The sequence below is a fragment of the Enterobacter cloacae complex sp. HYC074_NIDB genome (assembly GCF_056673345.1).
Map to the genome: position 1 here is coordinate 3,672,131 of NZ_CP114214.1, position 23,234 is coordinate 3,695,364.

The 23,234-nt window shown below is 55.9% G+C and carries 20 protein-coding genes and 6 tRNA genes; 12 read left to right on the plus strand and 14 right to left on the minus strand.

The window, feature by feature from the left end; all coding sequences use genetic code 11:
- Positions 1-84: 84 nt before the first annotated feature.
- The 12 genes from nrdH to leuA all read left to right on the plus strand — a co-directional run bounded on the left by nrdH (position 85) and on the right by leuA (position 14,322).
- On the plus strand, positions 85-324 hold the full coding sequence (nrdH, locus tag O1724_RS17865) for a glutaredoxin-like protein NrdH (RefSeq protein ID WP_017382770.1): 240 nt from the start codon (positions 85-87) through the stop codon (positions 322-324).
- A complete protein-coding gene (nrdI, locus tag O1724_RS17870) occupies positions 321-731 on the plus strand; it encodes a class Ib ribonucleoside-diphosphate reductase assembly flavoprotein NrdI (RefSeq protein ID WP_003862188.1) in 411 nt (136 codons plus the stop codon). The genes nrdH and nrdI overlap by 4 nt, the downstream gene beginning before the upstream one ends.
- Positions 704-2,848: a class 1b ribonucleoside-diphosphate reductase subunit alpha gene (nrdE, locus tag O1724_RS17875; protein ID WP_126296921.1), complete on the plus strand. Its 2,145-nt coding sequence runs from the start codon at positions 704-706 to the stop codon at positions 2,846-2,848. The genes nrdI and nrdE overlap by 28 nt, the downstream gene beginning before the upstream one ends.
- Positions 2,849-2,857: 9 nt before the next feature.
- Positions 2,858-3,817, plus strand: coding sequence for a class 1b ribonucleoside-diphosphate reductase subunit beta (gene nrdF, locus O1724_RS17880; RefSeq protein ID WP_032660089.1), 960 nt, complete (start codon positions 2,858-2,860; stop codon positions 3,815-3,817).
- A 333-nt stretch (positions 3,818-4,150) separates the two neighbouring features.
- Complete coding sequence (proV, locus tag O1724_RS17885) at positions 4,151-5,353, plus strand: glycine betaine/L-proline ABC transporter ATP-binding protein ProV (protein ID WP_022651720.1); 1,203 nt, start codon at positions 4,151-4,153, stop codon at positions 5,351-5,353.
- Complete coding sequence (proW, locus tag O1724_RS17890) at positions 5,346-6,410, plus strand: glycine betaine/L-proline ABC transporter permease ProW (RefSeq protein WP_015571659.1); 1,065 nt, start codon at positions 5,346-5,348, stop codon at positions 6,408-6,410. Before proV ends, proW begins: the two co-directional genes overlap by 8 nt.
- 9 nt (positions 6,411-6,419) lie before the next feature.
- Entirely contained in the window at positions 6,420-7,415 is a 996-nt protein-coding gene (gene proX, locus O1724_RS17895) for a glycine betaine/L-proline ABC transporter substrate-binding protein ProX (protein WP_017382774.1), read from the plus strand.
- 188 nt (positions 7,416-7,603) lie between these two features.
- Entirely contained in the window at positions 7,604-8,788 is a 1,185-nt protein-coding gene (locus O1724_RS17900; RefSeq protein WP_126296922.1) for an MFS transporter, read from the plus strand.
- Between the two features lie 314 nt (positions 8,789-9,102).
- Positions 9,103-9,633, plus strand: a complete 531-nt coding sequence (emrR, locus tag O1724_RS17905) for a multidrug efflux transporter EmrAB transcriptional repressor EmrR (protein WP_017694792.1) — start codon at positions 9,103-9,105, stop codon at positions 9,631-9,633.
- A 130-nt stretch (positions 9,634-9,763) separates the two neighbouring features.
- A complete protein-coding gene (gene emrA, locus O1724_RS17910; RefSeq protein WP_022651722.1) occupies positions 9,764-10,936 on the plus strand; it encodes a multidrug efflux MFS transporter periplasmic adaptor subunit EmrA in 1,173 nt (390 codons plus the stop codon).
- 16 nt (positions 10,937-10,952) lie between these two features.
- The gene (gene emrB, locus O1724_RS17915; RefSeq protein WP_006811709.1) at positions 10,953-12,500 is read left to right on the plus strand and encodes a multidrug efflux MFS transporter permease subunit EmrB; all 1,548 of its coding nucleotides are present in this window, start codon (positions 10,953-10,955) and stop codon (positions 12,498-12,500) included.
- 166 nt (positions 12,501-12,666) lie between these two features.
- A complete protein-coding gene (gene leuA, locus O1724_RS17920) occupies positions 12,667-14,322 on the plus strand; it encodes a 2-isopropylmalate synthase (RefSeq protein WP_126296923.1) in 1,656 nt (551 codons plus the stop codon).
- Here the strand turns inward: leuA and O1724_RS17925 are convergent.
- From O1724_RS17925 to recX, 14 genes are all read right to left on the minus strand, one after another.
- The gene (locus O1724_RS17925) at positions 14,309-15,073 is read right to left on the minus strand and encodes an AraC family transcriptional regulator (RefSeq protein WP_003862181.1); all 765 of its coding nucleotides are present in this window, start codon (positions 15,071-15,073) and stop codon (positions 14,309-14,311) included. The two genes, leuA and O1724_RS17925, sit on opposite strands and share 14 nt — an antisense overlap.
- Before the next feature lie 53 nt (positions 15,074-15,126).
- The gene (luxS, locus tag O1724_RS17930) at positions 15,127-15,642 is read right to left on the minus strand and encodes an S-ribosylhomocysteine lyase (protein WP_003862180.1); all 516 of its coding nucleotides are present in this window, start codon (positions 15,640-15,642) and stop codon (positions 15,127-15,129) included.
- A gap of 152 nt (positions 15,643-15,794) precedes the next feature.
- A complete protein-coding gene (gshA, locus tag O1724_RS17935; RefSeq protein ID WP_126296924.1) occupies positions 15,795-17,339 on the minus strand; it encodes a glutamate--cysteine ligase in 1,545 nt (514 codons plus the stop codon).
- 83 nt (positions 17,340-17,422) lie between these two features.
- Positions 17,423-17,851, minus strand: a complete 429-nt coding sequence (locus O1724_RS17940; RefSeq protein WP_017692791.1) for a YqaA family protein — start codon at positions 17,849-17,851, stop codon at positions 17,423-17,425.
- Positions 17,848-18,414 (minus strand): fructose-1-phosphate/6-phosphogluconate phosphatase, encoded by a 567-nt coding sequence (gene yqaB / locus O1724_RS17945; protein WP_015571665.1) that lies wholly within the window; start codon positions 18,412-18,414, stop codon positions 17,848-17,850. The genes O1724_RS17940 and yqaB overlap by 4 nt, the downstream gene beginning before the upstream one ends.
- 126 nt (positions 18,415-18,540) lie before the next feature.
- Positions 18,541-18,617, minus strand: a tRNA-Arg gene (locus O1724_RS17950).
- A gap of 29 nt (positions 18,618-18,646) precedes the next feature.
- Positions 18,647-18,723: transfer RNA gene (locus tag O1724_RS17955), tRNA-Arg, on the minus strand.
- 29 nt (positions 18,724-18,752) lie between these two features.
- A tRNA-Arg gene (locus O1724_RS17960) sits at positions 18,753-18,829 on the minus strand.
- Between the two features lie 29 nt (positions 18,830-18,858).
- Positions 18,859-18,935: transfer RNA gene (locus O1724_RS17965), tRNA-Arg, on the minus strand.
- A gap of 64 nt (positions 18,936-18,999) precedes the next feature.
- A tRNA-Arg gene (locus O1724_RS17970) sits at positions 19,000-19,076 on the minus strand.
- Between the two features lie 4 nt (positions 19,077-19,080).
- Positions 19,081-19,173 (minus strand) — tRNA-Ser (locus tag O1724_RS17975).
- 342 nt (positions 19,174-19,515) lie between these two features.
- Positions 19,516-19,701: a carbon storage regulator CsrA gene (gene csrA / locus O1724_RS17980; RefSeq protein ID WP_000906486.1), complete on the minus strand. Its 186-nt coding sequence runs from the start codon at positions 19,699-19,701 to the stop codon at positions 19,516-19,518.
- A gap of 241 nt (positions 19,702-19,942) precedes the next feature.
- The gene (gene alaS / locus O1724_RS17985; RefSeq protein ID WP_022651724.1) at positions 19,943-22,570 is read right to left on the minus strand and encodes an alanine--tRNA ligase; all 2,628 of its coding nucleotides are present in this window, start codon (positions 22,568-22,570) and stop codon (positions 19,943-19,945) included.
- A gap of 131 nt (positions 22,571-22,701) precedes the next feature.
- Positions 22,702-23,202 (minus strand): recombination regulator RecX, encoded by a 501-nt coding sequence (gene recX, locus O1724_RS17990; RefSeq protein WP_017382782.1) that lies wholly within the window; start codon positions 23,200-23,202, stop codon positions 22,702-22,704.
- Between the last annotated feature and the right edge of the window lie 32 nt (positions 23,203-23,234).

Consider the following 23,234-nt stretch of genomic DNA (forward strand, 5'->3'; position numbering starts at 1 on the left):
CATCTAGTATTCCCTTTAGTAAGACACACACAATATGACGCGTTTACTCGCGCCGTCCTCTCATTCTAAATGGAAATGCGAATCATGAGCATTATTATTTACACTCGTAACGATTGTGTTCAGTGCCACGCCACGAAACGGGCGATGGAGAGCCGCGGCGTGGCATTTGAGATGGTCAATATTGATCAGGTGCCCGACGCGGCAGACACCCTGCGGGCGCAGGGTTTCCGTCAGCTTCCGGTTGTGGTTGCCGGCGACACCAGCTGGTCTGGCTTCCGTCCGGACATGATCAACCGCCTTGCCGCTCAGGGCGTCAGTGCATGAGCACGCTGGTCTACTTTTCCAGCAGCTCGGAAAACACGCTTCGGTTTATGGAGCGTCTCGGGCTGCCCGCGATACGCATTCCGCTGAACGAGCGGGAGCGTATTCAGGTAGACGAACCCTACATTCTGGTGGTGCCCAGCTATGGCGGTGGCGGCACCGCAGGGGCTGTGCCTCGTCAGGTGATCCGCTTTCTGAACGATCCCCATAACCGGCAGCTTATTCGCGGCGTGATCGCCGCAGGCAATCGCAACTTCGGCGAGGCCTTTGCCCGCGCCGGGGATGTCATCTCTCAAAAATGCGGCGTGCCGTATCTCTATCGTTTTGAACTGATGGGGACACAGCAGGACGTAGAGAACGTGCGTAAAGGAGTGAACGAATTTTGGCAACGACAACCGCAGAGCGCGTGATTCAGGCAACGCCGGATTACCACGCATTAAACGCCATGCTAAACCTCTATGACCGGGAGGGGCGCATTCAGTTTGGTAAAGATCGTGAGGCGGTGGACGCCTTTTTTGCCGCTCATGTGCGCCCGAACAGCATCGTTTTTGGCAGCCAGCAGGAACGTCTCGACTGGCTGGTAAAAGAGGGTTATTACGAAGAGCGTGTCCTGACCCGCTACGACCGCGCCTTCGTGGTGGCATTGTTTGAACGGGCGCACGCCAGCGGTTTTCGCTTCCAGACGTTTCTCGGCGCGTGGAAGTATTACACCAGCTACACCCTGAAAACCTTTGACGGCAAACGCTATTTAGAAAGCTTTGAAGATCGGGTGGTGATGGTGGCGCTGACGCTGGCGCAGGGCGATGAAGTGCTGGCCGAAAGACTCACGGAGGAGATCCTCTCCGGCCGCTTCCAGCCCGCCACGCCAACGTTCCTTAACTGCGGGAAAGCCCAGCGCGGCGAGCTGGTCTCCTGCTTCCTGCTGCGTATTGAAGACAATATGGAGTCGATTGGCCGTGCGGTAAATTCGGCGCTACAGCTTTCGAAACGCGGCGGCGGTGTGGCATTTCTGCTTTCGAACCTGCGGGAAGCGGGCGCGCCGATTAAGCGCATCGAAAATCAGTCCTCCGGCGTCATCCCGGTGATGAAGATGCTGGAAGATGCCTTTTCGTACGCCAACCAGCTTGGCGCGCGTCAGGGCGCGGGTGCGGTTTATCTGCACGCGCACCACCCGGACATTCTGCGTTTTCTGGATACCAAACGTGAAAACGCCGATGAAAAGATCCGCATTAAAACCCTGTCGCTCGGCGTGGTGATCCCGGATATCACGTTTAAGCTGGCTAAAGAGAATGCCGACATGGCGCTCTTCTCGCCGTATGATGTTGAGCGGATTTACGGCAAAGCCTTTGGCGACGTGGCGATAAGCGAGCTGTACGACGAGCTGGTGGCCGACGATCGCATTCGTAAAAAAACCATCAACGCCCGGGATTTCTTCCAGACGCTGGCTGAAATTCAGTTTGAATCCGGTTATCCGTACATCATGTACGAGGATACGGTGAACCGCGCCAACCCGATTGGCGGGCGCATCAACATGAGCAATCTGTGCTCGGAGATTTTGCAGGTCAACAGCGCGTCCAGCTACGACGAGAACCTCGACTACGCGGACGTGGGCAAGGATATCTCCTGTAACCTCGGGTCGCTGAATATTGCCCACACCATGGACTCTCCCGATTTTGGCCGCACGGTAGAGACCGCCATTCGCGGACTGACGGCGGTATCAGACATGAGCCACATCCGCAGCGTACCGTCTATTGAAGCGGGCAACGCCGCGTCGCATGCCATCGGCCTTGGGCAGATGAACCTGCACGGCTATCTGGCGCGGGAGGGCATCGCCTACGGCAGCCCCGAAGGGCTGGATTTCACCAACCTTTATTTCTACACCGTCACCTGGCATGCGGTGCATACCTCGATGATGCTGGCGCGCGAACGCCACCAGCGGTTCGCAGGCTTTGAGCAGTCCCGCTACGCCAGCGGAGAGTATTTCAGCCAGTATCTGGAAGGCGACTGGCAGCCGAAAACCGAAAAAGTACGCGCGCTGTTTGCCCGCGCTGGCATCACCCTGCCGACGCGTGAGATGTGGCAACAGCTGCGTGAAGAGGTGATGCGCTACGGCATTTATAACCAGAACCTTCAGGCGGTGCCGCCAACCGGCTCCATTTCCTATATCAATCACGCCACGTCGAGCATCCACCCCATCGTGTCGAAGATTGAAATCCGTAAGGAAGGCAAAACCGGGCGCGTCTACTACCCTGCCCCGTTTATGACCAATGAGAATCTGGCTCTGTACCAGGACGCCTATGAAATTGGCCCGGAAAAGATCATTGATACCTACGCCGAGGCGACTAAACATGTGGATCAGGGGCTGTCGCTGACGCTCTTCTTCCCGGACACCGCCACCACGCGGGATATCAACAAAGCGCAGATCTACGCCTGGAAGAAAGGCATCAAAACGCTGTACTACATTCGCCTGCGCCAGCTCGCGCTGGAAGGCACCGAAATTGAAGGCTGCGTGTCCTGCGCGCTGTAAGGAGAAAGGATGAAACTGTCACGCGTAAGCGCCGTTAACTGGAACAAAATTCAGGATGATAAAGACCTGGAGGTATGGAACCGCCTGACCAGCAACTTCTGGCTGCCGGAAAAGGTGCCGCTCTCCAACGATATTCCGGCCTGGCAAACTCTGAGCCATGCCGAGCAGCAGCTGACAATCCGCGTCTTCACCGGCCTGACGCTGCTGGACACCATTCAGAATACCGTGGGTGCGCCCGCGCTGATGAGTGATGCGCTGACCCCGCACGAGGAGGCGGTAATGTCGAATATCAGCTTTATGGAGGCGGTGCATGCCCGCTCTTACAGCTCGATTTTCTCCACTCTGTGCCAGACCAGAGACGTGGACGCCGCCTACGCCTGGAGTGAAGAGAGCGCGTCATTGCAGCGCAAGGCAGATCTGGTGCTGGAATATTACCGGGCCGACGAGCCGCTGAAGAAGAAGATCGCCAGCGTATTCCTGGAATCTTTCCTCTTCTATTCCGGCTTCTGGCTGCCTATGTACTGGTCGAGCCGGGGCAAGCTCACCAACACCGCCGATTTGATTCGCCTCATCATCCGCGATGAAGCGGTACACGGGTATTACATCGGCTATAAGTACCAGAAAGGACTGGAGAAAGTCATCCCGGAAAAACGCGAGGAACTCAAAGGTTTTGCCCTCGATTTACTGATGGATCTGTATGACAACGAGCTGAGTTATACCGAGGAGCTGTACGCCGGAACGGGCTGGGAAGAGGACGTAAAAGCCTTCCTCTGCTACAACGCCAACAAGGCGCTGATGAACCTGGGCTACGAAGCGTTATTCCCACCGGAAATGGCGGAAGTGAACCCGGCGATCCTCGCGGCGCTGTCGCCCAACGCCGATGAAAACCACGACTTCTTTTCCGGGTCCGGCTCGTCGTACGTGATGGGTAAAGCGGTGGAGACGCAAGACGAGGACTGGGATTTTTAATGAATGAATTAACGTTCATTAATTAACTCTGCATTTCATTATTTTCAGCCGAATATTCCACTACGTACTACACTGTAATTTCCCCGTCATATTCGCCTGAAACACACCGATTCAGGCGAAATTTCCCCATGCAGCAGCAAAAAATTGAGAAAAATTCAAACCGCCCTCAGCCCTTTATTCATGGGAAATTCAGCCGTTTCGCTTGCGGCAAAATTCCGGCCTCCGGCCGGCTCAGGGTTGTCTCAGATTCTGAGTATGTTAGGGTAATGCCAGTTAACTATTTACCATGGTAATCATATCGACATAAACAAATAACAGGACACTCTCTATTGCATGGCAATTAAATTAGAAGTGAAAAATCTTTATAAAGTATTTGGCGAGCACCCGCAGCGTGCTTTCAAATATATTGAGAAAGGCCTTTCGAAAGAGCAAATTCTGGAAAAAACCGGGCTATCGCTTGGCGTTAAAGACGCCAGTCTGGCCATTGAAGAAGGCGAGATTTTTGTCATCATGGGATTATCCGGTTCGGGTAAATCCACTATGGTTCGCCTTCTCAATCGCCTGATTGAACCCACCCGCGGACAGGTGCTGATTGACGGCGTTGATATCGCCAGAATATCAGACGCGGAACTCCGCGAGGTGCGCAGAAAGAAAATTGCGATGGTGTTTCAGTCATTTGCACTGATGCCGCACATGACGGTACTCGATAATACCGCCTTTGGCATGGAGTTAGCCGGTATCCCCGCTCAGGAACGTCAGGAAAAAGCCCTTGATGCACTGCGTCAGGTCGGGCTGGAAAATTATGCTCATGCGTATCCGGATGAACTCTCCGGCGGTATGCGTCAGCGTGTGGGATTAGCGCGCGCATTAGCGATTAATCCGGATATTTTATTAATGGACGAAGCCTTCTCGGCGCTCGATCCCTTAATTCGCACCGAGATGCAGGATGAGCTGGTAAAATTACAGGCCAAACATCAGCGCACCATTGTTTTTATTTCTCACGATTTGGATGAAGCCATGCGTATTGGTGACCGTATCGCCATTATGCAAAATGGTGAAGTGGTGCAGGTCGGCACACCGGATGAAATTCTCAATAATCCGGCGAATGATTATGTGCGCACCTTCTTCCGCGGCGTGGATATTAGCCACGTATTCAGTGCGAAAGATATTGCCCGTCGAACACCAAACGGCATTATTCGTAAAACGCCAGGTTTTGGTCCGCGCTCCGCGCTGAAGCTGTTGCAGGACGAAGACCGTGAATACGGTTATCTGGTTGAACGCGGCAATAAATTTGTCGGCGTTGTCTCCATCGACTCCCTGAAAACCGCCCTGAGCGAAAACCAGGGAATCGATGCGGCGTTGATTGACGCTCCGCTTGCCGTGGACGCCGAAACGCCGCTCAGCGAGTTGCTCTCTCACGTGGGTCAGGCGCCGTGCGCCGTGCCGGTTGTCGGTGAAGAACAACAGTACGTTGGCATCATCTCAAAACGGATGCTGCTACAGGCTTTAGATCGCGAGGGGACAAACAATGGCTGATCAATCAAACCCATGGGGCACCACTGAAGCAGCGGACAGCGCGGCGCAATCTGCCGATGCGTGGGGTTCGACGCCTGCGCCTGCCGATGGCGGCGGCGCGGCAGACTGGCTCAACAGCGCACCAGCGCCTGCCCCAGAGCATTTCAATATTATGGATCCGTTCCACAAGACGCTGATCCCGCTGGATAGCTGGGTAACGGAGGGGATCGACTGGGTCGTTACCCACTTCCGTCCGGTGTTCCAGGGGATCCGCATCCCGGTGGATTACATCCTGAACGGCTTCCAGCAGCTGATGCTGGGCATGCCCGCGCCGGTGGCGATTATCCTGTTCTCGCTGATCGCATGGCAGTTCGGCAGCGCGGGTATGGGGATCGCCACGCTGATCTCCCTGATTGCCATCGGCGCGATTGGCGCGTGGTCTCAGGCGATGATCACCCTGGCGCTGGTGCTGACCGCCCTGCTGTTCTGCGTGGTGATCGGCCTGCCGATGGGGATCTGGCTGGCGCGCAGCCCCCGGGCCGCGAAAATTATCCGCCCGCTGCTGGATGCGATGCAGACCACGCCAGCGTTCGTTTACCTGGTGCCTATCGTGATGCTGTTCGGCATCGGTAACGTACCGGGGGTGGTCGTGACCATTATCTTCGCCCTTCCGCCAATTATTCGTCTGACCATTCTGGGCATTAACCAGGTGCCTGCGGATCTGATAGAGGCATCGCGCTCGTTCGGCGCCAGCCCGCGTCAGATGCTGTTTAAGGTTCAGCTTCCGCTGGCGATGCCGACCATTATGGCAGGTGTTAACCAGACGCTGATGCTGGCGCTGTCGATGGTGGTGATCGCCTCAATGATTGCCGTTGGCGGGTTAGGTCAGATGGTACTGCGCGGCATTGGCCGTCTCGATATGGGGCTGGCGACCGTCGGCGGCGTCGGGATTGTGATCCTCGCCATCATTCTTGACCGCCTGACCCAGGCTGTCGGTCGTGATTCACGCAGTCGCGGCAACCGTCGCTGGTACACCACCGGCCCTGTCGGGTTACTCACCCGCCCATTCACAAAATAAGGAACAACGATGCGACATAACGTACTTTTTGCCACAGCGTTTGCGACCCTTGTCTCCACCAGCGCAGTTGCCGCTGACCTGCCGGGCAAAGGCATTACCGTGCAGCCGGTGCAGAGCACCATTTCGGAAGAGTCCTTCCAGACCCAGATTGTCAGCCGTGCGCTGGAGAAACTGGGCTATACGGTGAATACCGCCAGCGAAGTGGATTACAACGTGGGCTATACCTCCATTGCCTCCGGCGATGCCACCTTTACCGCCGTGAACTGGCAGCCGCTGCACGACGATATGTATGCCGCCGCAGGCGGTGACAAGAAATTCTACCGTGAAGGCACCTTTGTGACCGGCGCTGCGCAGGGATATTTGATCGACAAGAAAACCGCCGATAAGTATCACATCACCAATATTGAACAGCTGAAAGATCCGAAGATCGCCAAACTCTTTGATACCAACGGTGACGGTAAAGCCGACATGATGGGCTGCTCGCCGGGCTGGGGCTGTGAAGCGGTGATTAACCACCAGAACAAAGCCTTCGATCTGGCTAAGACCGTCGACGTGAGCCACGGCAATTACTCTGCGATGATGGCCGACACCATCGCCCGCTTTAAAGAAGGCAAGCCAGTGATCTACTACACCTGGACGCCGTACTGGGTGAGCGACGTGCTGAAGCCGGGCAAAGACGTGGTGTGGTTGCAGGTGCCCTTCTCTTCCCTGCCGGGCGAGCAGAAAGATATCGACACCAAACTGCCAAATGGCATGAACTATGGCTTCCCGGTGAATACCATGCATATCGTGGCGAACAAAGCCTGGGCCGAGAAAAACCCTGCGGCGGCGAAGCTGTTCTCGGTGATGAAACTGCCGCTGGCTGACATTAACGCCCAGAACGCGATGATGCACGCGGGTAAATCATCCGAAGCAGATATCAAAGGCCACGTGGATGGCTGGATCAAAGCCCACCAGCAGCAGTTCGATGGCTGGGTGAAAGAGGCGCTTGAGGCGCAGAAGTAAAGTACTTTCCCCTCACCCCAGCACTCTCCCGAAGGGAGGGGGTGTTAGCGTTCCCTCTCCCTTCAGGAGAGGGTTAGGGTGAGGGGCTTAACCGCACAAACACACACATAACAATTCCCCAACATTCACCATCATTGGTTATTATGTTTCCGGAAAAATAATCACTTAACTCACGATTCCTGAAACTAATGACAAAAACAACTCAAGGGCTTAGCCCCGCACTCATCCTTTTAATGTCCGTGGCAACGGGTCTGGCCGTCGCCAGCAACGATTACGCACAACCACTGCTCGACACCATCGCACGCGCCTTCGATCTTTCAGCCAGCTCCGCCGGCTTTATTGTCACCGCAGCACAGCTCGGCTATGCGGCCGGGCTGCTGTTCCTGGTGCCATTAGGCGATATGTTTGAGCGCCGGATGCTTATCGTCTCCATGACGCTGCTGGCGGCGGGCGGAATGTTGATCACCGCCAGCAGCCAGTCGTTAACGATGATGATTATCGGCACCGCGCTGACGGGGCTGTTCTCGGTGGTGGCGCAAATTCTGGTTCCCCTCGCCGCGACGCTGGCTTCCCCGGAAAAACGCGGCAAAGTGGTCGGTACTATCATGAGCGGCCTGCTGCTGGGCATCCTGCTGGCGCGAACCGTTGCCGGGCTGCTGGCGAGCCTCGGCGGCTGGCGCACCGTTTACTGGGTGGCGAGCGTGCTGATGCTTATCATGGCGCTGGCCCTGTGGCGCGGCCTGCCAAAGGTGAAGCAGGAAAATCACCTGAACTATCCGCAGCTCCTCGCCTCCGTTTTCAGCCTTTTCACCCGGGATAAACTCCTGCGCACGCGCGCCATTCTGGGGTGTCTCACCTTCGCCAACTTCAGCATCTTATGGACGTCGATGGCGTTTCTGCTCGCCGCGCCACCGTTTAACTACTCAGAAGGCGTGATTGGCCTGTTCGGGCTGGCAGGCGCGGCTGGCGCACTGGGCGCGCGCCCGGCGGGTGGGCTGGCCGATAAAGGTAAATCTCATATGACCACCTCCGCAGGGCTGGTTTTACTCCTCCTCTCCTGGGCGGCCATCTGGTACGGACACGTCTCCGTGCTGGCGCTGATTGTCGGTATTCTGGTGCTAGACCTCACCGTGCAGGGCGTACACATCACCAACCAGACCGTGATTTACCGCGTGAAGCCGGACGCCCGTAACCGTCTGACGGCCGGGTACATGACCAGCTACTTTATCGGCGGCGCGGCGGGCTCGCTCATCTCAGCCTCCGCCTGGCAGCATGCGGGCTGGACGGGAGTGTGCGCCATCGGCGCCATCGTCGCGGCGATAAATTTGCTGGTATGGTGGCGCGGCTATCACCGTCAGGAAGCAATTCACTAAGTTTTACATTGCTTTGGGTCCCCTGGGGTGTAAAGGGGGCCTGCATCTGTTAAGGTAACAGCAATCATTTATCCCAGAAATTTTACTGTGGGTGACATATTTACTACCGGCATGAATAGTTCAGACCCCTGTCCTCACATCCCCTCTTTCGCGGGTACACACCCCACACTCTCTGTGCTCACCGGGTCACGGATTTACCCGGCGCTTTCTGATGGTGACATACGTTTGGCGGATATAACCGCACAAATAATTCATTTACATTATTTGTCACTGTCGTTACTATATCGGCTGTAATTAATGAGGTTATGCCCAAAATGGATAGTTCGTTTACGCCCATTGAACAAATGCTTAAGTTCCGCGCCAGTCGTCATGAGGACTTCCCGTATCAGGAAATTCTGCTGACCCGCCTGTGCATGCACATGCAGGGTAAGCTGCTGGAAAATCGTAACAAGATGCTGAAAGCGCAAGGGATTAACGAGACGTTGTTTATGGCGTTGATTACGCTGGAGTCTCAGGAAAATCACAGCATTCAGCCATCGGAACTGAGCTGTGCGCTGGGGTCATCCCGTACCAATGCAACCCGTATCGCGGATGAACTGGAAAAGCGCGGCTGGATTGAACGCCGTGAAAGCGATAACGATCGCCGCTGCCTGCATCTGCAACTGACCGAGAAAGGTCACGAATTCTTGCGCGAAGTGCTGCCACCGCAGCACAACTGCCTGCACCAGCTCTGGTCTGCCCTCAGCACCGCCGAGCGCGACCAGCTTGAGCATATTACTCGCAAGCTGCTCACCCGTCTGGACCAGATGGATGAAGATGGCGTCATCCTTGAGGCGCTGCGCTAACGCGACGATCCGCTCAACATTCCAGATTGCTAAAAAGAAAAACTGACAGGCCAGCACGTGAAACTGCTGGCCTTTCTGACAACAGGTCGGCTCAGCCGATGTGAAAATAAAAAGATCGTGGAGAACAACAATGAGCGCAAATGCGGAGAACACCCCCCCGCAGCAACCGGTCAACAAAAAGGGCAAACGTAAGAGCGCCCTTATTCTGCTGACCTTGCTCTTTATTATTATTGCCGTGGCATATGGGATCTATTGGTTTTTAGTCTTGCGTCATGTTGAAGAGACAGACGATGCATACGTGGCAGGGAATCAGGTTCAAATCATGGCCCAGGTGTCAGGCAGCGTGACGAAAGTCTGGGCTGATAACACCGACTTTGTGAAAAAAGGCGATGTGCTGGTCACGCTCGATCCTACCGACGCCCAACAGGCTTTTGAAAAAGCACAGACGGCGCTGGCCTCCAGCGTTCGCCAGACCCGCCAGCTGATGATCAACAGCAAGCAGCTTCAGGCCAATATCGACGTGCAGAAAACGGCGCTGGCTCAGGCGCAGAGCGACCTCAATCGTCGTGTTCCTCTCGGCACCGCCAACCTGATTGGCCGTGAAGAGTTGCAGCACGCCCGCGATGCGGTGGCCAGCGCACAGGCGCAGCTGGACGTGGCGATCCAACAGTACAACGCTAATCAGGCGATGGTGTTGGGTACTTCTCTGGAAAACCAGCCGGCGGTGAAACAGGCGGCGACCGAAGTGCGTAACGCATGGCTTGCCCTGCAACGTACCAAAATCGTCAGCCCGATGACCGGCTACGTTTCCCGTCGTTCTGTACAGCCAGGGGCGCAGATTAGCACCACCACGCCGCTGATGGCGGTCGTTCCGGCGAACAATCTGTGGGTCGATGCAAACTTCAAAGAGACCCAGCTGGCGCATATGCGTATCGGCCAAACCGCAACTGTGGTCAGCGATATTTACGGCGATGACATCAAGTACACCGGGAAAGTGGTCGGTCTGGACATGGGGACCGGCAGCGCGTTTAGCCTGCTGCCTGCACAGAACGCCACCGGCAACTGGATCAAAGTGGTACAGCGCTTGCCTGTGCGTATCGAACTGGATCCTAAGCAGCTGGCAGACCATCCGCTGCGAATTGGCCTTTCCACGCTGGTGACGGTCGATACCGCCAACCGAGACGGTCAGATCCTCGCAAGCCAGGTGCGCAGTACGCCAGCTTATGAAAGTAACGCCCGTGAAATTAGCCTCGATCCGGTCAATAAGCTGATCGATGACATCGTGAAGGCAAACGCCGGTTAAGCCGAAGGTGAGCGTTATGCAACAGCAAAAGCCGCAAAAACCGCTGGAGGGGGCGCAACTGGTCATTATGACCATTGCGCTGTCGCTGGCGACATTCATGCAGGTGCTGGACTCCACCATCGCAAACGTGGCGATCCCTACGATCGCCGGGAACCTTGGCTCATCGCTGAGCCAGGGGACCTGGGTCATTACCTCGTTCGGGGTGGCGAACGCCATCTCCATTCCCATCACCGGCTGGCTGGCGAAGCGCGTCGGTGAAGTGAAGCTGTTCCTTTGGTCGACGATCCTGTTCGTGCTGGCCTCCTGGGCCTGCGGCATGTCCAGTAGCCTGACGATGCTGATTTTCTTCCGCGTCATCCAGGGGATTGTCGCCGGGCCGTTGATTCCGCTGTCGCAGAGTTTGCTGCTGAACAACTATCCGCCCGCCAAACGCTCCATCGCGCTCGCGCTGTGGTCGATGACGGTGATTGTCGCCCCAATTTGCGGGCCAATCCTCGGCGGCTATATCAGCGATAACTATCACTGGGGCTGGATCTTCTTCATCAACGTACCCATCGGTGCGCTGGTGGTACTGATGACGCTACAGTCTTTGCGTGGTCGCGAAACGCGGACTGAACAGCGGCGGATCGACGGCATCGGGCTGGCACTGCTGGTTGTCGGCATCGGCAGCCTGCAAATCATGCTCGACCGCGGCAAAGAGCTGGACTGGTTCGCCTCTACGGAAATCATCGTGCTGACGGTGGTCGCTGTGGTGGCCATCAGCTTCCTGATTGTCTGGGAGCTGACGGACGATAACCCGATAGTCGACCTCTCGTTGTTTAAATCGCGAAACTTCACCATCGGCTGCCTGTGTATCAGCCTCGCCTATATGCTCTACTTCGGCGCGATTGTTCTGCTGCCGCAGCTGTTGCAGGAGGTGTACGGCTATACCGCAACCTGGGCGGGGCTGGCCTCCGCGCCGGTGGGGTTAATTCCGGTTCTGCTGTCGCCGATTATTGGCCGTTTCGCCCATAAGCTCGACATGCGCAGGCTGGTGACGTTCAGCTTCATCATGTACGCCGTGTGCTTCTACTGGCGCGCGTATACGTTTGAACCGGGAATGGACTTTGGCGCCTCCGCGTGGCCACAGTTTATTCAGGGCTTCGCCGTAGCGTGCTTCTTCATGCCGCTGACCACCATTACGCTTTCCGGCTTGCCGCCTGAGCGGATGGCGGCGGCATCGAGCCTGTCGAACTTCACCCGTACGCTGGCGGGCTCCATCGGGACATCGATCACCACCACGCTGTGGACCAACCGGGAATCGATGCACCATGCTCAACTCACCGAAGCGGTGAACCCGTTCAACCCTAACGCTCAGCAGATGTATAGCCAGCTTGAGGGGATGGGGATGACGGAGCAGCAGGCGTCCGGCTGGCTTGCCCAGCAGATCACCAACCAGGGGCTGATTATCTCGGCAAACGAGATTTTCTGGATATCGGCGGGGATCTTTATCGTCCTGCTGGGGCTGGTGTGGTTTGCCAAACCACCGTTTGGGGCCGGTAGCGGGGGCGGTGGGGCGCATTAGCCCTCATTACAGGACGCCTTACCCGGCCTACGATCGTAGGCCGGGTAAGCGCAGCGCCACCGGGCAACTTCTACGGTTGTCCAAAACGCGACAGCGATTGTCAGTTCCGATAAAGCAGCGCGCCTGAAATCGATTCACGATAGTGAAAAGACAACAGGAGCGCACCATGCTGAACACACCCGCCGACAAATACCAGCCTTACCCCACCCTTTCGTTGCCCGACCGCCGCTGGCCGGAGCAGATTATCACCTGCGCCCCGCGTTGGCTCTCGACCGACTTACGCGACGGTAACCAGGCGCTGGCCGAGCCGATGGACAGCGCGCGCAAGCTGCAATTCTGGGATCTGCTGCTGACCTGCGGGTTTAAAGAAATAGAAGTCGCCTTCCCGTCCGCCTCGCAGACGGACTTTAATTTTGTACGTCAGCTGATTGAGGAGAACCGCATCCCGGATGACGTCACCATTCAGGTGTTAACGCAGGCGCGGGACGATCTTATCCATCGCACTTTCGACTCCCTGCGCGGCGCGAAGCAGGCCACCGTTCACCTGTATAACGCTACCGCCCCACTGTTCCGCCGTCTGGTATTCGGCATGGAGAAAGCGCAAATCGTCGAGCTGGCGACGCGCGCGACGCGCCTGATTCGTCAGCTGTGTGAAGAGAACCCTGACACCCGCTGGCAGTACGAATACTCCCCGGAAACCTTCTGCTTTACCGAACCGGAGTTTGCGCTGGAGATTTGTGAAGCCGTGGCGGAGATCTGGCAGCCGTGCGCGGCGCGTCCGATGATCGTCAACCTGCCCGCTACCGTCGAAGTGAGCACGCCGAACGTCTATGCTGACCAGATCGAGTATTTCTGCCGCCACTTCAGCCGCCGCAGTGACGTCTGTATCAGCGTACATCCGCATAACGATCGCGGAACGGGCGTCGCCAGCGCGGAGCTGGCCGTCATGGCCGGGGCTGACCGCGTGGAGGGCTGCCTGTTTGGCAACGGTGAGCGCACGGGCAACGTCTGCCTGGTGACGCTGGCGATGAACCTCTACAGCCAGGGCATTAGCCCGAATCTGGATTTCAGCGATATGAATCGGGTGGTTGAAACGGTAGAAACCTGCAACCAGCTGCCCGTCCATCCGCGCCATCCGTGGGCGGGTCGTCTGGCTTACACCGCCTTCTCCGGCTCGCACCAGGATGCCATCAAGAAAGGTTTCGATGCCCGTAAGCCTGGCGAACGTTGGGAGATGCCCTATCTGCCCGTCGACCCGCAGGATATTGGCTGTACCTATGAAGCGGTGATCCGCGTGAACAGCCAGTCAGGAAAAAGCGGAAGCGCCTGGCTTATTGAGCAAAACCACGGCCTGAAATTGCCTCGCGCCCTGCAACAGGATTTTAGCCAGCACGTGCAGCAGGAAACGGATAACCATGGAAAAGAGATGACGCAGAATACGCTCTGGCAGCTGTTCCGCGCCCGTTACGGCCTGGTGGCGAGCCCGCCATTAGCGCTGCAATCGTACCGCAGCGACAGCCAGCAGGACGGCCAGCTGCGGCTGACGGCAAGCGTCGCCACGCATGGGGGCACCCGCCAGCTGGAAGGCCAGGGAAACGGTTTGCTCTCCGCCGCCGCTCATGGCTTAAGCCGCTGGATCAACGCGTCGTTTGTGATCAAGGATTATCACGAACATACGTTAGGCGAACGCAGCGACAGCCGCTCGGTGGCCTATATCCGCTGCCTGTTCCAGGATGGGACCAGCCGCTGGGGCGTGGGCATCGACAGCGACGTGGCACGCGCGTCGATTCAGGCGCTTTTTAACGCGGTCAGTCGTTCCTGAAGTAATCGCTGGGTGAGAGACCCATTACCCGGCGAAACATTGCCGTAAAGGCGCTGTGGCTGCCATACCCCAGATCCAGCGCCACGCGTAATACCGGCTGGCCCTGCGCCAGCCGCACTAAGGCTTCCAGCAGTCGCGCCCTTCTCACCCATTCGCCGTAGCTCAGGCCTGTCTGCTGCTGAAAATGACGGTTCAGCGTGCGTTCGCTCATCCCCACAATACCTGCGGCCTGGGCGCTGCTCCAGCTTTCTCCCGGGGCCATTCGAATCTGCTGGCAGAGATGGCGCAGCGCTTCGCTTTCCGGCTCGGGCAGGTGAAACGGCAGCACCGGCATGAGACGAATTTCATCGAGGATCAGCTCATAAACACGTTCATCGCGGCTTCCGGGTGCGTAAGATTCAGGAAGCGTGAGGGAGGTCAGGATCAGCTCGCGCAGCAGGGGCGAGATCTGCACGATCTGGCAGGTCGCCGGGAGATCGGCGCGCGCCAGCGGGTCGATAAACAGCGTGCGGGCGGCAACGTTGCCGGTGATGCGCAGGGCGTGCTGCGTACCCGCAGGTAGCCAGACGCCGCGACCGGGCGGCACCACCCAGCAGCCGGATGCGGTATCCACCCGCACGACGCCGGTGAGGCTGTGCAGGAGCTGCGCGCAGTCGTGCTGATGCCACGGCTCGCTGTCGCCATGAGCATAATCATGCGAAAACGGCACAAGCGGGCGATGGGTAAAGGAGAAGGTGGTGGTTGTCGTCATCAGGATTGTAGGCCCGGTCAGCGAAGCGCCACCGGGCATCCACAGGCACGATACTAAATGTGCAGTTCCTGAAGTTTTTCTTTTGGCAGGGCCAGCTCGTCGTTGCTGTTTACACGAACATCACGTTCGATGATATGACGGGCAATCTCCTGAGCTTCTTCCAGAGAGTGCATCTGGTAAGTGCCGCACTGGTAAACGTTCAGCTCAGGGATCTGGTTCTGCTCTTTCACCTTCAGCACGTCTTCCATCGCCGCTTTCCACGCATCCGCGACGCGTTTCTCTTCAGGCTGACCAATCAGGCTCATGTAGAAACCGGTTCGGCAGCCCATCGGAGAGATATCGATGATCTCCACGCCGTTGCCGTTCAGGTGGTCGCGCATGAATCCGGCGAACAGGTGTTCCAGCGTGTGAATGCCTTTCTCTGGCATCACTTCTTTATTCGGCACGCAGAAGCGCAGGTCGAAAACGGTGATCGTGTCGCCGTGCGGCGTGTTCATGGTCTTCGCCACGCGGACTGCTGGTGCTTCCATACGGGTATGGTCGACAGTAAAGCTATCTAATAACGGCATACGTCACCTCCGATAGTGATTTTTTTTAAAATAAACTGAACTCTTCTACAGAATGCGCGTCTGAGTATATGAAAGACGCGCATTTGTTATCATCATCCCTGAATTCAGAGATGTATATTTTGGCCACAGCGATGTGGCCTTTTTCTTTTGGTTCAGGCCTGCTTCGCCAGAAACGCCTCAAACGACTCCGTATCCGCCGCTTCGACCTCTTTCTGACGCACAACGGACGTATCGCGCTCTGCCACAAAATCCGCTTCGCTCAGGATCTCTAACGGCTCCTGCATCAGCATCTCACGGTACTCCGCTGAGAGTGAACGCCCTGTGCCACCAATTCCCTGCTCAATCATAGAACGCAGAATACGTGCTGAGAATGTCAGTTCCGGGTTATCAAAGCTTTCAACCAGTTCGTCGCAGACCTTCTGGTAAGCTTCGCCGCCGTACACGCTATCCAGCGTCTGGGCTACGCGCTTCAGGTCATGGAACAGATCCTTCCCTACCTTAGACAGTGGGAACTGAGCCGTTTCACAGCCAATACCTAACGTCAGGCCCGGCTTGCGCCCTTCCAGAATCACGCGATTCCAGTTGGCACGGGTACACAGCAGTTCGTCGGAACTCATTTCCGGCGCATCCGCCAGTACGCACCAGACCATAAACAGGTCAAGGAAACGAACCTGCTGCTCGTCAACGCCAATCGGTGAGAACGGGTTGATATCCAGCGAGCGCACTTCAATGTATTCGATCCCGCCGCGCTGTAGCGCATCCGACGGCGTTTCACCGCTGCGCGTCACGCGCTTCGGACGAATCGGCGCATACAGTTCATTTTCAATCTGCAACACGTTGGTGTTAATTTGCAGGCGTTTGCCGTCTTTTTCGAGGCCGATTTTTTCGTACTCTTCCGACGGGGTTTTTATCGCCCGCTTCAAGCCTGCCACATATTCGTGCAGATCGTTAAACGTAATTCCGAGATTGCTTTGCGATTTATTGGTATAGCCAAGGTCGCTCAGGCGCAGGGAGGTCGCGTATGGCAGGTAATACATGCCACATTCGGTCTTCTCGAACGGTAGCGTGGTCGGTTTCCCTTGCAGGAACGATGAACAGATAGCCGGGGACGCGCCGAACAGATACGGAATAACCCAGCCAAAACGGTAGTAGTTGCGGATCAGGCGGAAGTAGCCCGCGGAGATCGCTTCTTTATCCGTTTCACCGCACTTCGCCTGCCAGAACGCCATCGGCAGAGAAAAGTTGTAGTGCACGCCAGAGATCGTCTGCATCAATGCGCCGTAGCGGTTTTTCAGTCCTTCGCGATACAGCGTTTTCAGCCGACCAATATTCGAGGTGCCGTACTGCGCCAGCTCGATATCCTGCCCCTGCTCGATATAGCACGGCATGCTGAGCGGCCACATACGCTGGTCGCCGAGGTTGCGGGCGGTGAAGCGATGCACGTCGCGCATGATCGTCAGCATATGATCAATATCACCGTCTACTGGCGTGATGAACTCCAGCAGCGCTTCGGCGAAATCGGTTGTGATCCATTTATGTGTCAGCGCCGAGCCTAACGCCTTCGGGTGTCCCGTAGTCGCTAAGCTACCATCCGCATTTACGCGCAGCGTTTCGCGCTCAAGCCCACGCTGAATCCCCTTCAGTGCCTGAGGGTGATTTTCCAGCCAGGCCAGCGCCTGTGATACGTCCGGGATCAATTTGACCTCCCGCCTGTCAAAAAATTGTCACTCAGCATAATTGTAATGGTTGACGATTGAAGGTCGCGAATTCATTCCACCAATTAGTGCCACCACGTCATACCCTGTAGTGTTACCCATGCCAGTAAAACATAGCGTAACGCCTTGCCAAGGCACAAAAAAAAGAGCACCGGTCCCCAGGAGATGCGCATCCATCCCGCCAGCAGACACAGTAAATCGCCTATTACAGGCATCCAGCTTAATAACAGCGTGGCAGCGCCATAGCGTTTTAGCCAGCCCACTGCCTTTTCCTGCCAGCGAGATTTTTCGCGTAGCGGAAAGAAACGTCCAAGAATAACGTTAGTCAGCCCTCCAAGGCTATTACCCATTGTTGCTATTAAGACCAGCAACCAGGGCTGACTTACGCCGGACAACAGCATCGCCACCAGCACCACTTCCGAATTCCCCGGTAAGAGGGTGGAGCTTAAAAAACTGCTGGCGAATAATGAAGCGAGTGACAGCGCGTCACTCACAGTAAGCGAACGTCCACCGCCGCCATTCCGGCATCACGTGCGGCCTGAATACCAAAATCAGCATCTTCAAACACCACGCATTTTGCAGGTGGAACACCCATTAATTCTGCACAGAGCAGGAAGGTATCCGGTGCGGGTTTGTGATGCTTAACATGATCGGCGGCAACGACGGCAGAAAAATAGTGGCGCAGGCCAAGGTGATTGAGTAGCGCTTCAGCAATCGCGCTCTCGCTGCCCGTACCGACAGACATAGGACGACGGCCGTGCCACTCCTTGACGACGTCAATGAGTGGTAAAGGCTGCACGGTGTCTAACAGTATGGCTTTTACCGCGTCGGTTTTTTCACGCGCGAGCTGATGAGGGTCGAGATCGGCCTGATTCAGCTCAATCACGGCCTGTGCGATACGCCAGGTGGGCGATCCGTTGAGGGCAATCATCGCCTGTAAATCGAAACGCATACCGTAACGGCCCAGGACTTCGGTCCAGGCCTGACGATGCGTGGGTTCGGTATCCAGGAGGGTGCCGTCCATGTCGAAGATCAAACCGTCATACTGTGCGTACATCGTGCTCTCGCTAAACGATTAACAAAGCATTACTTTATCGTAAAAGGGGATTTTTGTCGCTGATTGCGAAGTGATAACAATGAGAGTGATGAAGAACTAAACATCGAAGGGGATCACAAGAAGAGATGGTGCATCCGGGAGGATTCGAACCTCCGACCGCTCGGTTCGTAGCCGAGTACTCTATCCAGCTGAGCTACGGATGCATCGGGGAAATGCTTTTAGAAACAGTAAATGGTGCATCCGGGAGGATTCGAACCTCCGACCGCTCGGTTCGTAGCCGAGTACTCTATCCAGCTGAGCTACGGATGCATCAGGGAACTGCTTTCAGAAATAGTAAATGGTGCATCCGGGAGGATTCGAACCTCCGACCGCTCGGTTCGTAGCCGAGTACTCTATCCAGCTGAGCTACGGATGCATCAGGGAACTGCTTTCAGAAATAGTAAATGGTGCATCCGGGAGGATTCGAACCTCCGACCGCTCGGTTCGTAGCCGAGTACTCTATCCAGCTGAGCTACGGATGCATCGGGATTTACTACTGTACTGCTCGATATTCATATCACTTCGAAAGCAATATGAAGTAATAGATGGTGCATCCGGGAGGATTCGAACCTCCGACCGCTCGGTTCGTAGCCGAGTACTCTATCCAGCTGAGCTACGGATGCAAAATGGCGGTGAGGCGGGGATTCGAACCCCGGATGCAGCTTTTGACCGCATACTCCCTTAGCAGGGGAGCGCCTTCAGCCTCTCGGCCACCTCACCACACAACGCCTCTTTCGAGTGCTTCGAGCAACTCGTTAAGAGCTTCTCGTCGCTGCGTGGCGCATATATTACTTTCTGGGACTTATAAGTCAAACAATTTTCCACATGCTTTTTTCGTTTGCACAATTCGCACGCAATTCGCATGTAAAAGCCGCAAAGAGAGTGTTTTATAAGCGGATTTTGCAGGCATCTTCACAGAATTCTGTTGAGAGAAGCGCGTCATTTGGATGAGATAAGGTTATGAGAGTGGTCAAAAACGAAGCGTTTGAAATAGAACGGTAACTTTATGCAGGAAAAATAACAGGAGGGTTGCGTCTCGCCCGACAGCGAGACGCGACAATATCAGTAACTGGACTGCTGGGATTTTTCAGCCTGGATACGCTGGTAGATCTCTTCACGGTGGACAGATACTTCTTTAGGAGCGTTAACACCAATACGTACCTGGTTACCCTTTACCCCTAAAACTGTCACGGTGACCTCATCCCCAATCATGAGGGTCTCACCAACTCGACGAGTCAGAATCAGCATTCTTTGCTCCTTGAAAGATTAAAAGAGTCGGGTCTCTTGTATCCCGGCATTATCCATCATATAACGCCAAAAAGTAAGCGATGACAAACACGTAAAGTGTAAGCAGTCACGGCATCACATTCTGTTAAACGTAAGTTTAGCCGATATACACAAACTCAACCTGACTTTATCGTTATCGATAGCGCAGTGAGCAAGACGCCATAACGTTACCGCTATGGCGTCTGCTTGTGCTTTGTAGTTATTACAGTTTCGCGCTTACCCAGCTTTCAACGCTGGCTAATGCCGCGGGAAGTGCCGCCGCATCCGTACCACCGGCTTGCGCCATGTCCGGACGACCGCCACCTTTGCCACCCACCTGCTGGGCGACCATGCCAATCAGTTCCCCTGCTTTGACACGATCCGTCACATCCTTAGAGACGCCCGCAATCAGAGAAACCTTACCCTCTGCGACCGTTGCCAGCACGATAACCGTCGAACCAAGCTGGTTCTTCAGATCGTCGACCATGGTACGCAGCATCTTAGGCTCAACGCCCGCCAGATCGCTGACCAGCAGTTTGACGCCCTTAATGTCTACCGCTTTGCTGGAGAGGTTTGCGCTCTCCTGCGCCGCAGCCTGTTCTTTCAGCTGCTGGAGTTCTTTTTCCAGCTGACGGGTACGATCCAGCGCGACACGCACTTTTTCGCCCAGGTTCTGGCTATCGCCTTTCAGCAGCTGCGCGATCTCGTGTAGCTGGTCGCTCTGCGCATGCAGGCTGGCAATTGCGCCTTCCCCGGTCACCGCCTCAATACGACGCACGCCTGCCGCCGTCCCCGACTCGGAAACGATGCGGAACAAGCCGATGTCACCGGTGCGGGATGCGTGAGTACCGCCACACAGTTCGGTAGAGAAGTCGCCCATGCTCAGCACGCGAACGCGGTCGTCATATTTCTCGCCAAACAGCGCCATCGCACCTTTCTTCTTCGCTGCCTCGAGATCCATGATGTGGGTTTCGATTGGCAGGTTACGGCGGATCTGGGCATTCACCAGGTCTTCCACCGCACGAATTTCAGATGGCTTCATCGCTTCAAAATGTGAGAAGTCGAAACGCAGCACTTTGTCATTAACCAGAGAACCTTTCTGTGCAACGTGCGTACCCAGCACTTCGCGCAGGGCTGCGTGCATCAGGTGGGTTGCCGAGTGGTTCAGACGAATGCGCGCGCGGCGAGCTTCGTCAACGTTGGCCTGAACGCCCTCGCCCACTTTCAGAGAACCGGAAACCAGTTTGCCCTGGTGACCAATCGCCTGACCGTATTTCTGGGTATCGCTTACGCTGAAGCTGAAGCCATTGCCTTTCAGTTCGCCTTTATCGCCAACCTGACCGCCCGATTCCGCATAGAACGGCGTTTTATCCAGGATAACAACCGCGTCCTGACCCGCGCTAATGCTGTCTACGGCTTTACCGTCAACAAACAGCGCGGTTACGTTGCTGGTCAGGGCCAGCTCTTCGTAGCCTTTAAATTCAGACGCGCTATCAACGCGGATCATCGCGTTGTAGTCTGCGCCAAAACCGCTGGATTCACGCGCACGACGACGCTGCTCTTCCATTGCGGCTTCAAAGCCTGCTTCGTCAACTTTGATGTTGCGCTCGCGGCAAACGTCCGCCGTCAGGTCAACCGGGAAGCCGTAGGTGTCGTACAGGCGGAAAGCGGTTTCGCCATCCAGCGTGTCGCCCTTGAGTTTCGCCAGCTCGTCGTCCAGCAGCGCCAGACCGCGCTCCAGCGTACGGGCAAACTGCTCTTCTTCGGTTTTCAGAACCTGTTCAACCTGCGCCTGCTGGCGTTTCAGCTCGTCGCCGGCAGAGCCCATCACGCCAATCAGTGGCCCAACGAGTTTATAGAAGAAGGTGTCCTTCGCGCCCAGCATGTTGCCATGGCGGATCGCACGACGAATGATACGACGCAGCACATAGCCACGGTTTTCATTTGACGGGATAACGCCGTCAGCAATCAGGAACGCACAGGAACGAATATGGTCTGCGATAACGCGCAGTGATTTGTTGCTCAGATCGGTTGCGCCCGTTACCTCAGCAACGGCTTTGATCAGGGTGCTGAACAGGTCAATCTCATAGTTGGAGTTAACGTGTTGCAGAACGGCCGCGATACGCTCAAGGCCCATACCGGTATCTACGGACGGTTTTGGCAGCGGCTCCATGGTGCCGTCGGCCTGACGGTTGAACTGCATGAAGACGATGTTCCAGATCTCAATATAGCGATCGCCATCTTCTTCCGCGCTTCCCGGAGGGCCGCCCCAGATGTGGTCGCCATGATCGTAGAAGATCTCGGTGCACGGACCGCAAGGGCCGGTGTCGCCCATCTGCCAGAAGTTATCAGACGCGTAAGGCGCGCCTTTGTTGTCACCGATACGGATGATACGTTCGCGAGGGATACCCACTTCTTTTTCCCAGATGTCGAACGCTTCGTCATCGGTCTCATACACGGTCACCCACAGACGCTCTTTCGGCAGATTGAACCAGTTTTCACCGGTCAGCAGTTCCCACGCGTATTGAATGGCGTCGTGTTTGAAGTAGTCGCCGAAGCTGAAGTTACCCAGCATTTCGAAGAAGGTGTGGTGGCGCGCGGTGTAACCGACGTTTTCCAGATCGTTGTGTTTACCGCCCGCACGCACGCAACGCTGTGAGGTTGTGGCGCGGGAATAATTACGCTTGTCGAGACCAAGGAACACATCCTTGAACTGGTTCATCCCGGCGTTGGTAAACAGCAGAGTCGGGTCATTGTTCGGTACCAGGGAGCTGCTGGCAACAACCTGGTGTCCCTTACTATGGAAAAAATCGAGAAACGCCTGACGGATCTCAGCGGTGCTCTTGCTCATAATTATCCTGAAATCAAGCTAACGAAATGTCGCAGCAGATCTGTATCTGTAAACAGTTGGACGGACCAGCTACTGGAAAAAGTGGGAATAAGATAAGTTTTCTTTAGTGGGAAGTAAAATCCCGCATGCGTTCAATCGGTAAAATTACGCCAGATATCCTGAATATCTTCCATCAGGAAGCCGCGGTAGAGCAAAAAGCGCTGGATTTTAACTTTTTCTGAAAATTCACGCGGCAGCGGCTCACCGTACTTTCGTACCGCCTGCTCACGCGCCAGTTCGCACCAGTCAATTTCACTTTCGCGCATGGCTTTTTCAATCGATTCACGGGCAACGCCTTTCTGGTTCAGCTCCTGGCGGATACGCGCTGGCCCATAGCCTTTACGACCACGGCTGGCAAGAAAGCGAGCGGCAAAACGGCCGTCATCCAGATAGTGATGCTCGTAGCACCAGGCAACCACGCGGTCATAATCTTCCGCGGTGGCATCAATGTCTTCCGGACCGTTTTTGCTCATGACGGGCGCTGACAGTTTCCGCCGCAGCTCCTGTTCGCTATGGTCACGCACGGCAAGAATACGCACGGCCCGATCCAGCAAGCGTGAGTAGGCTGGTCGGCGTGATGTCGGTTCACTCATAAAAAACCTGTCGATTCAGAAATGCAAAAAGG

Bases quoted from the DNA above. Each gene is read 5' to 3' on its own strand.
- nrdH (WP_017382770.1), top strand. From the start codon at position 85: ATGAGCATTATTATTTACACTCGTAACGATTGTGTTCAGTGCCACGCC.
- nrdI (WP_003862188.1), top strand. From the start codon at position 321: ATGAGCACGCTGGTCTACTTTTCCAGCAGCTCGGAAAACACGCTTCGG.
- nrdF (WP_032660089.1), top strand. From the start codon at position 2,858: ATGAAACTGTCACGCGTAAGCGCCGTTAACTGGAACAAAATTCAGGAT.
- proV (WP_022651720.1), top strand. From the start codon at position 4,151: ATGGCAATTAAATTAGAAGTGAAAAATCTTTATAAAGTATTTGGCGAG.
- proW (WP_015571659.1), top strand. From the start codon at position 5,346: ATGGCTGATCAATCAAACCCATGGGGCACCACTGAAGCAGCGGACAGC.
- proX (WP_017382774.1), top strand. From the start codon at position 6,420: ATGCGACATAACGTACTTTTTGCCACAGCGTTTGCGACCCTTGTCTCC.
- O1724_RS17900 (WP_126296922.1), top strand. From the start codon at position 7,604: ATGACAAAAACAACTCAAGGGCTTAGCCCCGCACTCATCCTTTTAATG.
- emrR (WP_017694792.1), top strand. From the start codon at position 9,103: ATGGATAGTTCGTTTACGCCCATTGAACAAATGCTTAAGTTCCGCGCC.
- emrA (WP_022651722.1), top strand. From the start codon at position 9,764: ATGAGCGCAAATGCGGAGAACACCCCCCCGCAGCAACCGGTCAACAAA.
- emrB (WP_006811709.1), top strand. From the start codon at position 10,953: ATGCAACAGCAAAAGCCGCAAAAACCGCTGGAGGGGGCGCAACTGGTC.
- leuA (WP_126296923.1), top strand. From the start codon at position 12,667: ATGCTGAACACACCCGCCGACAAATACCAGCCTTACCCCACCCTTTCG.
- O1724_RS17925 (WP_003862181.1), bottom strand. From the start codon at position 15,073: ATGACGACAACCACCACCTTCTCCTTTACCCATCGCCCGCTTGTGCCG.
- luxS (WP_003862180.1), bottom strand. From the start codon at position 15,642: ATGCCGTTATTAGATAGCTTTACTGTCGACCATACCCGTATGGAAGCA.
- yqaB (WP_015571665.1), bottom strand. From the start codon at position 18,414: ATGTACGCACAGTATGACGGTTTGATCTTCGACATGGACGGCACCCTC.
- csrA (WP_000906486.1), bottom strand. From the start codon at position 19,701: ATGCTGATTCTGACTCGTCGAGTTGGTGAGACCCTCATGATTGGGGAT.
- alaS (WP_022651724.1), bottom strand. From the start codon at position 22,570: ATGAGCAAGAGCACCGCTGAGATCCGTCAGGCGTTTCTCGATTTTTTC.
- recX (WP_017382782.1), bottom strand. From the start codon at position 23,202: ATGAGTGAACCGACATCACGCCGACCAGCCTACTCACGCTTGCTGGAT.